The 12245-nt window shown below is 61.3% G+C and carries 13 protein-coding genes; 6 read left to right on the plus strand and 7 right to left on the minus strand.

Annotated features, from left to right (window positions below):
- Nucleotide 1: 1 nt before the first annotated feature.
- Nucleotides 2–1516, minus strand: a complete 1515-nt coding sequence (gene pdxR / locus SOP95_RS15880) for a MocR-like pyridoxine biosynthesis transcription factor PdxR (protein WP_323607543.1) — start codon at nt 1514–1516, stop codon at nt 2–4.
- A gap of 90 nt (nt 1517–1606) precedes the next feature.
- Between pdxR and SOP95_RS15885 the strand changes: the two genes are divergently transcribed.
- The 5 genes from SOP95_RS15885 to SOP95_RS15905 all read left to right on the plus strand — a co-directional run bounded on the left by SOP95_RS15885 (nt 1607) and on the right by SOP95_RS15905 (nt 4632).
- Nucleotides 1607–2230, plus strand: coding sequence for an FMN-binding negative transcriptional regulator (locus tag SOP95_RS15885; protein ID WP_323607544.1), 624 nt, complete (start codon nt 1607–1609; stop codon nt 2228–2230).
- Between the two features lie 9 nt (nt 2231–2239).
- On the plus strand, nt 2240–2686 hold the full coding sequence (locus SOP95_RS15890) for a GNAT family N-acetyltransferase (protein ID WP_274077656.1): 447 nt from the start codon (nt 2240–2242) through the stop codon (nt 2684–2686).
- Nucleotides 2687–2703: 17 nt separating this feature from the next.
- On the plus strand, nt 2704–3375 hold the full coding sequence (locus SOP95_RS15895; RefSeq protein WP_323607545.1) for a GNAT family N-acetyltransferase: 672 nt from the start codon (nt 2704–2706) through the stop codon (nt 3373–3375).
- A gap of 133 nt (nt 3376–3508) precedes the next feature.
- Nucleotides 3509–4048: a dihydrofolate reductase family protein gene (locus SOP95_RS15900; protein ID WP_323607546.1), complete on the plus strand. Its 540-nt coding sequence runs from the start codon at nt 3509–3511 to the stop codon at nt 4046–4048.
- Nucleotides 4049–4230: 182 nt separating this feature from the next.
- Nucleotides 4231–4632, plus strand: a complete 402-nt coding sequence (locus SOP95_RS15905; RefSeq protein WP_323607547.1) for a hypothetical protein — start codon at nt 4231–4233, stop codon at nt 4630–4632.
- A 12-nt stretch (nt 4633–4644) separates the two neighbouring features.
- Here the strand turns inward: SOP95_RS15905 and SOP95_RS15910 are convergent, their stop codons facing one another.
- From SOP95_RS15910 to SOP95_RS15930, 5 genes are all read right to left on the minus strand, one after another.
- A complete protein-coding gene (locus tag SOP95_RS15910) occupies nt 4645–5643 on the minus strand; it encodes a 3-hydroxybutyryl-CoA dehydrogenase (RefSeq protein WP_323607548.1) in 999 nt (332 codons plus the stop codon).
- Nucleotides 5640–6749, minus strand: a complete 1110-nt coding sequence (locus SOP95_RS15915) for an NAD/NADP-dependent octopine/nopaline dehydrogenase family protein (protein WP_323607549.1) — start codon at nt 6747–6749, stop codon at nt 5640–5642. Before SOP95_RS15915 ends, SOP95_RS15910 begins: the two co-directional genes overlap by 4 nt.
- A 95-nt stretch (nt 6750–6844) precedes the next feature.
- Nucleotides 6845–7819 (minus strand): AraC family transcriptional regulator, encoded by a 975-nt coding sequence (locus SOP95_RS15920; protein WP_323607550.1) that lies wholly within the window; start codon nt 7817–7819, stop codon nt 6845–6847.
- Between the two features lie 78 nt (nt 7820–7897).
- Nucleotides 7898–9259 carry a spinster family MFS transporter gene (locus SOP95_RS15925; protein WP_323607552.1) on the minus strand — a complete coding sequence of 454 codons (1362 nt, stop codon included), beginning with the start codon at nt 9257–9259 and terminating at the stop codon, nt 7898–7900.
- A gap of 148 nt (nt 9260–9407) precedes the next feature.
- The gene (locus SOP95_RS15930; RefSeq protein ID WP_323607554.1) at nt 9408–10652 is read right to left on the minus strand and encodes an OprD family outer membrane porin; all 1245 of its coding nucleotides are present in this window, start codon (nt 10650–10652) and stop codon (nt 9408–9410) included.
- A 361-nt stretch (nt 10653–11013) separates the two neighbouring features.
- On the opposite strand from SOP95_RS15930, the gene hutC reads away from it, so the two are divergent.
- Entirely contained in the window at nt 11014–11766 is a 753-nt protein-coding gene (hutC, locus tag SOP95_RS15935; RefSeq protein ID WP_323607555.1) for a histidine utilization repressor, read from the plus strand.
- A gap of 254 nt (nt 11767–12020) precedes the next feature.
- On the opposite strand, the gene SOP95_RS15940 is transcribed toward hutC, so the two are convergent.
- A partial coding sequence (locus SOP95_RS15940; protein ID WP_323607556.1) for a hypothetical protein occupies nt 12021–12245 on the minus strand: 225 nt, incomplete at its 5' end.

A 12245-nucleotide genomic window follows, 5' to 3' on the forward strand; every position in this document is an offset into this window, starting at 1 on the left:
GCTAACGACGCCAAGCTTCTTCCAGACGCCCGAGCGCCGCGCTGATCGCCGCCTCGGGCACCGCCGCAAAACCGAGGACCAGCCCCGCACGCTGGTCTCCCGGTTCCCGGGAGTCCGGCAACCAGTAGCTGCTCAGCCCGTTGATTTCGACGTCGACCCTGGCCGCTTTCTCGATCAGTTCACGCTCACGGGCCAGGGAGTCGACCGCGACAGTCAGGTGCAGCCCTGCCGCGACGTTTGGCAGGTTGCCGACACCGGCGATGTCCCGGGGCCACCCCGTCAGCAGTGTGTTACGGCGGCTCAACGCGGCGCGACGCATGCGCCGGATGTGTCGCTGAAAGTGCCCGGCGGCCATGAATTCGGCCATCACCGCCTGGGTGCTGACCTCGGAATGACGCACGTCCACCGCTCGACGTTGCGAGAACGCGTCCACCAGCGCCGGCGGCAAGACCAGATAACCCAGGCGCAGCGCCGGAAAGGCGACCTTGCCGAACGTGCCGACGTACAGCACCCGTCCCTGCCGATCGAGTGCTGCCAGCGGCGCCAGGGGTGCGCCGCTGTAGCGGTATTCGCCATCGTAGTCGTCCTCGACGATCCAGCCGTTGGCGCGCTCGGCCCAGGCCAGCAACTCCAGGCGCCGGGCCAGGCTCATCACCACCCCCGTGGGGTACTGATGCGATGGCGTCACATAGGCCAGGCGACAATCGCCCAACCCCGCCAATGCCTGGCAATCGATGCCCTCGCTGTCCACCGCCACGCCGTGCAAGCGCGCGCCGGCCACCGCGAACGCATGACCCGCCGCGCGATAACCCGGGTTTTCAATCGCCACCCCGTCCCCCGGTTCCACCAGCAACTGCGCACAGAGGCTGATCCCTTGCTGCGCGCCACTGGTGATGACGATTTGTTCGGCGCTGCACTGCATGCCTCGGGAACTGCGCAAATACGCCGCGATCATCCCGCGCAACCGCGCGTCCCCTTCAGGAGCGCCGTAACACAGCTGCTGCAGATCCGGTTTGCGCCAGAACGCCGCGTTCAGTTTGGCCCACACCTCGAACGGAAACAGATCGAACGCCGGCACGCCGACCCGAAACGCCCGGGGCGGACCACTGGGTGGCGTTGGCAAATGGTTGTTTTCAACACGCAGCAATGCGCCGCTGTGGATGACCTTGTCAGGTACAACCACCGGTAGATCCAGCCATTGCGTCGGCGCTTTTTTCGAGGACTTCCTGACCGGCAACGACGCCTGGGGCAATTGCGCGACATAAGTCCCGTCCCCCACCCGCCCCTCGATAAACCCTTCGGCGTACAGCTGATCGTAGGCGCGCACCACGCTGTTACGCGAGATCGCCAATGCCGCCGCCAGGTCCCGACTGGCGGGCAAGCGCGTACCACTGGCCAGTCGTCCGTCCAGCACCCTCGCCCGCAACGCCTGATAAAGCTGGCGACTCAGCCCCTGACGACGGTCGAGCTCGATGCCGGCGGGGTTGAAGGACAAGGATAGCGGCGCATTCGTCATGACAATGGACCCATGAAATTCGACGTTAATGGCTCTTACAACAGACCAATAGCCTGCCTAGGATGCAGGCATTCGCCAAGGAATATTTCCATGTATACGCCCAGTGGTTTCGCCCTCAATGATTTGCCCGAGCTGCAGCAACAGATCCTCGGTACCCGACTCGCCCTGTTGGTCACCCATGGCGAACAGGGTCTGCAAGCCAGTCACCTGCCCTTGCTGCTGAACACCGACGAGGGCCCGAACGGCACCTTGTACGGCCATTTCGCCAAGGCCAATCCCCAGTGGAAGGAACTGCAGAACGGAGCCGAAGCACTGGTCATTTTCGCCGGTGCCGATGCCTATGTGAGTCCCGGCTTCTACCCGAGCAAGGCCGAACACGGCAAAGTCGTGCCGACCTGGAACTACGTCGCCGTGCATGCCTATGGCAGCGCCGAAGTCTTCACCGACGCCGATCGCCTGCGCTCGCTGGTCAGTGCCTTGACCGATCGCCATGAAGCCGGTCGCGCCCAGCCGTGGAAAGTCGCCGACGCGCCCGCCGACTACATCGATGGCATGCTCAGGGCCATCGTCGGCTTTGCCTTGCCGATTCAGCGCCTGGAAGGCAAACGCAAGCTCAGCCAGAACCGCAGCACCGCAGACATCGCCGGCGTGCGCGAGGGGCTGGCCGCCAGCCCCGATGCCCACGACCAGGCCCTCGCCCACTTGATGCGTTAAGGAATCAGCATGAGTCAACTCGAAATCCGCCAGGTCAACGCCGAAGACCACGCCGCCTGGCTTCCGTTGTGGCAGGCTTACCTGCGCTTCTACAACACCGAACTGCCGGACGCCGTCAGCCAAAGCACCTGGCAGCGCATGCTCGACCCGAACGAACCGACCCACGCCGCCCTCGCCTGGGCTGACGGCAAAGCAGTGGGCATGGTGCATTTCATTTACCATCGTTCAAACTGGAGCATCGAAAACTCGTGCTACCTGCAGGACCTGCTGGTGGTGCCGGAAACCCGAGGCACTGGCGTTGGCCGCCAGTTGATCGAGTTCGTCTACGCCACGGCCAAGGCCGACGGTTGCAACAAGGTGCACTGGCTGACCCACGAAACCAACGCCACCGCGATCCAGCTCTACGAGCGCATCGCCGAGCGTCCGGGTTTCATCCAGTTTCGCAAAGCCATTTAAGGTTCAAGGAGAACAGCATGTCGATTTCACCCGCCGACTGGAAAGGCGTCCCGGCCCCGACCGTCCAACTGATCGAAGGGCGCTTCATCCGCCTGGAAAGACTCGACCCGACGCGCCACGGCGACGACTTGTTCAACGCCCTGCAAGGCCCCGGTGCCGACCCGAAACTGTGGGACTACCTGCCTTACGGGCCCTTCCCGGAGCGCGGCGCCTTCAACGACTGGCTGAACAATCATGCCGCCAGCAGCGATCCCTATTTCTTCAGCGTGATCGACCGCGCCAGCGGCGAGGTGCAAGGCCTCCTCAGCCTGATGTCGATCGTCCCGGCCCAGGGCCGCATCGAAATCGGCCACGTGACCTTTGGCGCGCCGATGCAACGCTCACCGAAAAGCACCGAGGCGGTCTACCTGCTGGCCAAGGAATCCTTCGCCCTCGGCTACCGGCGCCTGGAGTGGAAATGCAACAACGGCAACGCCCGCTCCAAATACGCCGCCGAGCGGCTGGGCTTCAGTTTCGAAGGGGTCTTCCGCCAGCACATGGTGGTCAAGGGACAGAACCGCGACACCGCCTGGTATTCGATTATTGATTCGGAATGGCCGGCGATTGGTGCGGGGTTCGAGCGCTGGTTGAGTGATGAAAACCAGGGGGCCTCGGGGCAGGTCAAGGGGCTGGTGGAGTGTCGGGGGTAACTTGACCAGGGGGAAGGAAACGGCATTAACTTCGCCTTCCCGAAATAAATGATCACCATCGCCCCTCGCCACGTTCCAGAGGGGCTCTTGATTTAGGGGTCATTTCCCGCCTGCATGATGACAAGGAAAACACATGTCGACGCTGGTCTATTACGTAGCCGCCACCCTGGATGGTTTTATTGCCACTCAACAACACAAACTCGATTGGCTGGAGAACTTTGCGCTGGGGGATGACGCCACGGCCTATGATGATTTTTATCAGACGGTCGGAGCGGTGGTCATGGGGTCGCAGACCTATGACTGGATCATGTCGAACGCTCCCGATGACTGGCCCTACCAGGATGTACCCGCCTTTGTCATGAGCAACCGGAATCGGTCAGTCCCCGCCAATCTGGATATCACCTTCGTACGCGGTGATGCCGGGGCCATCGCGGCCAGGGCCAGGCAGGCGGCGAAGGGCAAAAATGTCTGGCTGGTCGGTGGCGGCAAAACGGCAGCCTGTTTTGCCGACGCCGGGGAATTGCAGCAGCTGTTCATCACCACCCTTCCGATCTTTCTGGGCTCCGGCGTTCCCGTACTGCCCGTTGACCGTGCGTTTGAAGTCGTTCTCAGAAAACAGCGAACGCTGCAGAGCGGTGCCATGGAAAGCGTCCTGGACGTGAAAGCGGATTGACGGCACAGGGTTGCCAAGCCAGCGGACGACACCTGCAGGATCAACCAGGTGACGGTCCTGCGAACTTTTCTCTGATTACCGGTCTATTTGGATAGGCACATCCGCTCGGCAAGTGCGAACCCGCAGCTTGCCGCAACCGGATGGCCACACGACCAATTGTCAATCAGAGGTTGCCTTCGCGCATGAAATTCCATGACCCTCGGATGGTGCTCTTCGGCCTGTTCGCGTTCGCGGCAATGGGCTCGGCATCAGCCACACAGATAAAGCCCGCAACCCCTGTTTTCCCCACTGAAGTCACAGCCATCCAGGCGCCTGCCAAGGCCGCCGAGAACCCTTGGCCGACCTTGGCCAGCATGGCCGACAAGCAGCCAGGGTCATTGCTGGCCCATGACGACCGGAACTGGCACGATCATCGAGACGATTGGCGCCGGGACCAATGGCGTAGAGACCAATGGCGCCGGGACCAGTGGCGTCGAGAGCAAGCCCGCCGGGAAGCGGAACGCCATCGTGATTGGGAGCGCCACCACCGGGATCGTGTCATGGGCCACCGCTACGACGACGATCGCCGCTACTATCGTCGCTAAATCAATCCGCCTTCAGGCCTGCCTCAAGGCGCCCTCGAACGCAGGCGTCAATCCCGACAACTCCAGCTTGCGCACGAAGGCGCCGAGACGCTCTTGCCTGTAGGCGTCCACGTCCAGGTCACGGTAATCGTAGAAACCCTGGCCATCGCGCAAGCCATTGCGGCCGTTTTGCATGTTGTCGGTTATCACTTGGGGCGACTCGAAACGCGGTGACAGTGCGCCGCTCAAGTAGCGCGAGGCGTAGTAGAGAATGTCGCCGCCGCCCCAGTCGATGAACTCCAGCAGGCCCAGCACCGAGAAGCGCAAACCGAAGCCGACGCGCACTGCGGTGTCGATATCTTCGGCGCTGGCCACGCCCTCTTCCACCATCCGTGCCGCTTCGTTCATCGCCAGTGCCTGGATGCGCGGCACGATATAACCCGCCACCGGATTGCACACCACGGGCACCTTGCCGATGCGCTTGAGCAGTTGCAGCAGCCGCTCGACCACCTGCGGGCAGGTCGCCTCGCTGCGGCTGACTTCCACCAGCGGCATCAGGTGCGCGGGATTGAGCCAGTGCGCGTTGACGAAGCGCTGCGGCCCGCTGACCATTTCGCTCAACTCGGTGACCAGGAAGGTCGAGGTGGTCGAGGCAATGATGGCCGACGCCGGGACATGCTCGCTGACCCAGGCGAAGGTCTGCTGCTTGACCTCGATGACTTCCGGCACGGCTTCGAACACCAGGTCGCAGCGGCGCAATGCCTCGGCGGCCCGGGATCGGGTTTGCAGGGTCAACCGCGATAGCGCGATGTCCGCCTGTTCCGGCTGGAGCATGCCAAGGCGAACCAGCATCTGCAGTTCGCTGCGGACGTTGTTGCGCACGCGCTCGAAGTAGCCGTGGCGCTCATTCTCGGCGCGATCCTTGATGTCGATGAGGGTCACCGGCAGGCCCGCATGGATGAAGGCCAGGGCAATGCCCTCGCCCATCCGGCCGGCGCCGACCACGCTGACTTGCGGCAGCGCGGCGTTCATCGGTTGCAGCCCTCGGTCAGCAGTTCGCTCATCTGTGCTCGACTCAACCCGGCCAGGCCGAGGTTCTCCAGAGTGCGGCCCTCGGCGTAGAGATCACGCCCGGCGACGACCGAGGCAATGCTCAACAGGCCTTGGGCAATCGGGGTCGGCACACCGGCCCAGCGGCCGACGGACACCAGGAAGGACAGGCCCAGGCGGGTGTCTTCGAGCATGTAGCGATGTGTTTGCAGGTCGATGTCTTCGCGCCAGTCGCCGCTGTCGGTCAGCTTGCCATGGGCACCGCGACCGTACATCCACGCCTCGCCTTCGCTGCTGTTGTAGTGATCGGCCAGGGGAAAATGCGGTGCGCCGTAGGTCAGTGCTTCGCGCACGGCCATGCGCTCGGCATCGAGCTGGTTGGTCACGCGGCGAATCGACGGTTGGGTGCCTTCGTTGTGAATGTCCCAGGCCTCGAAATGCTCCAGGGGACCGGCATTCATCATGATCAGCGGCGGGTGGATGACGGGACCTGCGTTCATCAGCGCACCGCTCAGGGCGTCTTCGATCGGTTCGACGCTCGGGTAGGCCTCGCGCAGCACGGCGAAGGCGTGTTCGGACAGGTTGCCGGGGAATACGCCCGTCGGCAGGCGGGTGGCGTAGCAACTGATCACCAGGTCGCTGGCGCCATGCTTGCGCACCAGGTACGGCAGCGTGCCGGTCTCGGCGAAAGCGACTTTGCTGCGGTTGCCCGCATCGGCCAGGGCCTTGGCGAACACGTAGCTGCCGAAAGTGCCCGGTGGCAGGAACACCACCTGACCGTCGCGCAGGTGCGGCGCCACCTGTTTGGCCAGGTCTTCGTGGGACGTCGAGGGCAGCGGGATGATGATCAGTTGCGCGTCGGCCAAGGCTTCAGCCAGATCGTCGGTCAATGAGAGCTTGTCGCCCGGTTTACCGACCGAGAGCTGACGAGTGCCCCGGTAGTCCTTGATGGTCAGGCTGCCGATCGCCAGCAGCTCCTTGAGCGCCGCCGAGTCGCGACGCCACAGGCGGGTCTGATGCCCTTTCTCAGCCATTTCGACAGCGGCGGCGTAACAGCCGTGTCCACCACCCAGCACGGTAATATTCATCGAGTCACTCCTCTGGTAAGAGACTCGATGCTATCGAGCGCTGCCGCCCCAGGCTTATCCGAATGCGCAGCCGACTCACGGATTGCGCAGAAGTCTCAATGCTTCTGTCGTCGCAGGGTGTCCGACGGCAGGCAGCCATAACGTTGCCGATAGGCACTGGAAAAATGCCCGAAACTGTTGATGCCGTGGCGCAGCAGGATATCGGTGACAGTTTCACAGGCATTGCCCTGCTGCAGCGACTCGTGGACCAGCGCCAGGCGACGGTCACGGATGTACTCGACCGGCGCTTGCTGGAGAAACTGCCGGAAGCCGTTCTGCAAGGTGCGCACCGAAACCCCGCACAGCTCGCTCAAGGTGACCAGGCTGATTGGTTGGTCAAGGTGCTCCTCGATGTAGTCACGGGCCTTTTTCACGTGGTGCGGCAGTGGCGCGCGGGAATCGTGCAACAGATCCGTCGAGTAGTTATGCGGCAGCTGTGTGAGCAGCAGTTGCATCAGGTAGTCGGACAGGCCGCTGGCGAGGCGCGAGCCGTCCACGCCGCTGCCGTACAGCCGGCAGATGTAGTCCAGGGTGTGATAGAGGCTGACGACGCCGGCGCCCAGGTGATCGACGCTGACATCGAAAATCACCGATTGGCGCAGGCTGCGGCCGAGCAGATGTTGCAATTGCGTCTGCAGGGCATCACGGTCGACGCGCAGGATCAGGTTGCGGCACTCGCCATCGGTGACGATGCGGCTTTGCGCGAACGGCGAGGACACGCTCAGGCAGCCCGACTGCATCGCCGCGCTGCGCCGCCCGTGGGCCACCTGGCAATGCCCCTGCAAGGTGATGCGAAACAGGTACTGATCGGCAATGTCGCCGATGGTGATCTCCACCGGCGCGCCATAGCGCAAGTCGAGCAGCGCCGAAGTGCCGAAGAACACGCCGTTGAGCCGGGTATGAATCGGCTCGTCACGCAGCACGTTGAAGCTGTGCGGGCACAGGTAGTGGCTGACCTTGTCCTGGATCTCGCGGCAGTCGGCCGAGCTGAGCAGGCTGTGTCGTTCCAGCAGGTGTACGTCATTCAACATCAGAGGCTCTCCTGACCTGAAGCGGATCGACCCCGCTGCGTTTAAACGCAGCGGGGTCGTTGCACCGACATATTCATGTCATGCGTGGGTCGGGTACTCCCGGGCATAACTTTCGCGGAAACGCCGGCAACCGCGCCACAGCAAAAGCACGGTCAACGCCGATGCACCGGCGATCACCAGCGACATCGAAGAGCCCACTGCTGCTGGCGATCCGAAGTAGCGATCGGTCAACAGCGCCACCAGCGTTGTGCCCAGGCCCAACCCCAGCAGATTGCTGATCAGCAGGAACACCGCCGAGACCTGTGCGCGCACCTGGTTCGGCGCGAGGATCTGCATCGCCGCCGTTGAAGCCGGCATCGGGAACGAGGCGAAGAACATCGCCGGCACCAATAGCGTCACCGACAGCCACAGTTGATCGACTTGCGGAAACAGCACGGCCGGCACCGCCATGCCCAAGGCGCCGATCACGCCGGTGCGCATCGCGGCATCCTGGTGACCTTTCTTCGCCAGGTAATCGGTGAGCCAGCCACCGAACAGCACCCCGGCGGTGTTGGCCAGCAACAGCACGGTGCCGAGCATGTAGCCCGCTTCCATCGGGGTCAGGCCGAACTTGCGGATGTACAGCGCCGGGCTCCAGCTCATCATGCAGAACAGCACCATGGCGTAGAACGAAAAGCCCAGGTAATGGCAGGTGAAGGTGGCACGGTGGCGCCCGAGAAAGCGCAGGCCATCGCTCATTCCAACCTTCTTGGCCCTACCCTGCGCATCGACCTGCAGGCCCTTGCGCGCAGGGTCGCGCACGGTGAGCCAGATCAGCAGGCCGACCACGATGCCAGGCAGACCGACGATGAAGAACGCCAGTTGCCAGGCCTTCATCGCACCGAGAAAAGCCACCTCGATGGTGTTCATGTCCTTGAGCATGGCGATCACATAGCCGCCCACCAGGAAGGCCAGGCCACCACCGACGAACGAACCGATCGAGTAGATGCCGACGGCGCGGCCGAGTTTCTCCTTGGGGAACATGTCGCTGAACATCGAGTAGGCCGAGGGCGACAGGGCCGCTTCGCCGACGCCGACGCCGATGCGCGCGAGGAACATGTGCAGGAAGTTTTTGCTCAGGCCGCAGGCGGCCGTCGCCAGGCTCCAGAACACCACGCCGACGGCGATGATCTTCGGCCGGGAGAAACGGTCGGCCAGGTAGGCGATGGGCATGCCCATGAAGGCGTAGAACAAAGAAAAGGCCAGCCCGTGCAGCAGGCTGAACTGGGTGTCGCTGATCTGCAGGTCGGCCTTGATCGGCTCGATCATCAGCGCCAGGATCTGCCGATCCACGAATGAAAAGATGTAGGCGATCATGCACAGGCCGACCACGTACCACTCGTAGATATAGGTTTTCTTTTTCTGTTGTTGCAGGACCGCATTATCGACCTGGATATTCACTAGTGTTTGCTCCTTCTCGAATCCGCTCATGGGCGAAGCGCGCCGGGTGACGGTGCACGGCGCACCGACTGGATAGTTGCGGGGCAGATGCAAAGGACAATGGGTTCGAACATGGTCAGGCCTCTTATTGTTATGGGGGTAGGCACGCTTACCAGAACTTCCAGGTGTAGGTCGTGGCGACACGGAACTCGTTGTAGTCGTAGCCGTACTTCTGTTTCACATCGATGTTGCGCAGGTCCAGCCCGAGGCCTGCCAGCGCCCCGCTCTGCACCACGTAGCTGAGCCCCAGGAAACGTTCGCTTTCCTGGTTGTCGCTCAGGTTGCCGCCACGGTCCCAGTTCGTGCCCTTGATGTAGCGGGTATAGAACTTCAGCCCAGGCATTCCCATCCCGGCAAAGTCGTAGCTGTAGCGCGCCCCCCAGGACTTTTCATCCGGGCGGACAAACCCCAGGGACGACCAGTGCACCAGGTAAGGTTGCGGGATATAGCCGTTCATGGTCGGGAACACGCTGTCACCGAGCATGCGCTGGTAACTGAGGCCAAACATGTGCGCGCCCTTGAGCAGGGAGAACAAGGCACCGTAGGAACGGTTGTCGATCTCACCGTTCAAGGCATTGCCGTCTTCATTGTTATTGAAGTAGCGCAGGTCGGTCTTGAGTTTGTAGCCATTACCCAAGTCGGCCATATGCATCAGGCCGAAATAGTGCTGCTGATAAATGTCGTGCAACACGCCATAGAAGTAACTGGCTTGCAGAGTCTTGGTAATGTCGTAAGTAACTCCGCCAAAATCCAGGCCGTCACTGTCCAGATTATCGGTGGAACCAAACTTGTAGAGCTTCTCGTGGTTGGAAGACTCCCGGGTCACCGCAGACCAGAAACGGCCACCGGTCAGCGTCAACCCATCGACCTCCTTGGACTCGACCACCGCCCCTTGGTAGATGGTATCCAGCTGCCGACTGGTGTCATCGAATGCCACCGGCAATTGCGGGCGAAGGTCACCGACTTTCAACTCGGTCTTGCTGTAGCGCATCTTGAAAGTCGCACCGGCGCGACTGTAGTCATCGGCCGTCTGCTGCTCGCTCACGCTGTAGGGCAATGAACCGTCGTTGCCGGACGAATCCAGGCGCACGGCGTATTGCGCATCCACATCGAGGCCGATGGCCAAGGCCGTGTCGGTATACCCGGAAGTAAATTGCGCATCGAAACCCTGGGACCAACTGTGGACTTCGGAAACCGGTGCATCGGTGTTGGTGTAGTTGCGATGCAAGTAGAAGTTACGCGTATCCACTTTGAAGTGACTGTCATCGATGAGATCTGCATGGGACGGCGAACAGATCATCCCCAACACGCTGGCAATACCGAGCCCACGGCAAGACTGCTTTACCTGATACATCCAACATCTCCACATCTGTATGTGCCTGGGCACTGTATTTATAGGAGCAGTGTCAAACGAAGAACGAAAACGCTTTCTTGTTGTTATGGCGCCAGGCGAGCCCGATGGAACAATCCACTACGACGGCACACCCAAGGTCTACGCACGGTAAGCGAGTGGACGCCGCGCCGGTATCAAGACGAACAGCATCCGAAGGGGGGAAATCTCCCACCCAGCTAAAGGTTTCCCTTAGTCGATCCTGCGCAGCCGGCCATCGCGGATGATTTTCCGGGCGCCTTGTTTACGCATAGGCGTAGCTGCCGTAGCTCGGTAAACTGCTCGGCAAGCTTGTCGGGGTAATTTTTTCAATTCAGGAATAAACGTGACCAAATCTATTGAGGACAATGCGTCTCTCGAGTCCTTTTCTCTTGAGAGTCCCTCCCCCCTGTATGCGCGGGTCAAGCAGATCATCATGCAGAAGATTCGCTCCGGTGCCTGGCTGCCCAATTCCAAGGTGCCGTCTGAAAGCGAATTGCTGAATTTGCTGGGGGTCAGTCGCATGACCATCAACCGCGCCTTGCGCGAGCTGACCATTGAAGGCGCGCTGGTGCGCATGCAAGGGGTTGGCACCTTCGTGGCGGAGCCCAAGGGGCATGCTGCGCTTTTCGAGATCCACAACATCGCCGAAGAAATCGAGGCCCGGGGTCACGAGCACCGCTGCGAAGTGATCGTGCTCGAGGAGATGCCGGAGCGGGCCCGCGCTTCCATGCCCTTCCCCCTGGAGGGGGTCAAGCGCCTGTTCCATTCGGTGGTGGTGCACCACGAGAACGGTGTGCCGGTGCAGATCGAAGAACGCTTCGTCAATGCCGACGTCGCACCCGCTTATTTGCAGCAGGACTTTACCCAGGTCACGCCCTACGCCTACCTGATCCAGTTGGCCCCGCTGACCGAAGGCGAACATGTGGTCGAGTCGATCCATGCCAAATCCGCGGAGTGCAAGCTGTTGCAAATCAAACGGTATGAGCCGTGCCTGTTGATTCGCCGCCGTACCTGGGCTGCCAAAGGCCAGGTCGGTTGTGCGCGGCTGGTGTATCCCGGTTCGCGTTATCGCCTGGAAGGCAAGTTCGGCAACTGATTTACCCGTCGAGCGGCCCCCGCTTGCCGCTCGACAAGGCTGTTGTTGCAGACATTCTGCAGGGCTGTTACTGCCAAGGCCAAATGTGGCAAAAAAGTGACATTCCAGCGTTTCCTTTCGCACAAAAGTGTTACGAGATGCTCACCATCGCAGCAAACTTTTTCAAAGTTGCAACAGAAATTTGATCAAGCTCTGCGTTAGTCAAGTTTTCTCTGTTTTGATAAGTATCTGATTCAAATCGATTTATCACCTTTCTAGAAGTTTTCTGCGTCCGCCAGATCGGATTTTGGCCCTTCACTTGCATTCACTTGTACATACAGGTTGGTATAAGCATACATGTACATCCTTGTTTGCCGATGCCACGCCACTGACCGCTGAATGAGGAGAACGCCATGACCACTAAGAACACACGCCTGCGTGATGTTGAAATCCGCGCTGCCCGCGGTAACAAGCTGACCGCCAAGAGCTGGCTGACCGAA

The organism is Pseudomonas sp. YuFO8 (genome assembly GCF_035065025.1).
Classification (GTDB): domain Bacteria; phylum Pseudomonadota; class Gammaproteobacteria; order Pseudomonadales; family Pseudomonadaceae; genus Aquipseudomonas; species Aquipseudomonas putida_AE.

Bases quoted from the DNA above. Each gene is read 5' to 3' on its own strand.
- pdxR (WP_323607543.1), bottom strand. From the start codon at position 1,516: ATGACGAATGCGCCGCTATCCTTGTCCTTCAACCCCGCCGGCATCGAG.
- SOP95_RS15885 (WP_323607544.1), top strand. From the start codon at position 1,607: ATGTATACGCCCAGTGGTTTCGCCCTCAATGATTTGCCCGAGCTGCAG.
- SOP95_RS15890 (WP_274077656.1), top strand. From the start codon at position 2,240: ATGAGTCAACTCGAAATCCGCCAGGTCAACGCCGAAGACCACGCCGCC.
- SOP95_RS15895 (WP_323607545.1), top strand. From the start codon at position 2,704: ATGTCGATTTCACCCGCCGACTGGAAAGGCGTCCCGGCCCCGACCGTC.
- SOP95_RS15900 (WP_323607546.1), top strand. From the start codon at position 3,509: ATGTCGACGCTGGTCTATTACGTAGCCGCCACCCTGGATGGTTTTATT.
- SOP95_RS15905 (WP_323607547.1), top strand. From the start codon at position 4,231: ATGAAATTCCATGACCCTCGGATGGTGCTCTTCGGCCTGTTCGCGTTC.
- SOP95_RS15910 (WP_323607548.1), bottom strand. From the start codon at position 5,643: ATGAACGCCGCGCTGCCGCAAGTCAGCGTGGTCGGCGCCGGCCGGATG.
- SOP95_RS15915 (WP_323607549.1), bottom strand. From the start codon at position 6,749: ATGAATATTACCGTGCTGGGTGGTGGACACGGCTGTTACGCCGCCGCT.
- SOP95_RS15920 (WP_323607550.1), bottom strand. From the start codon at position 7,819: ATGTTGAATGACGTACACCTGCTGGAACGACACAGCCTGCTCAGCTCG.
- SOP95_RS15930 (WP_323607554.1), bottom strand. From the start codon at position 10,652: ATGTATCAGGTAAAGCAGTCTTGCCGTGGGCTCGGTATTGCCAGCGTG.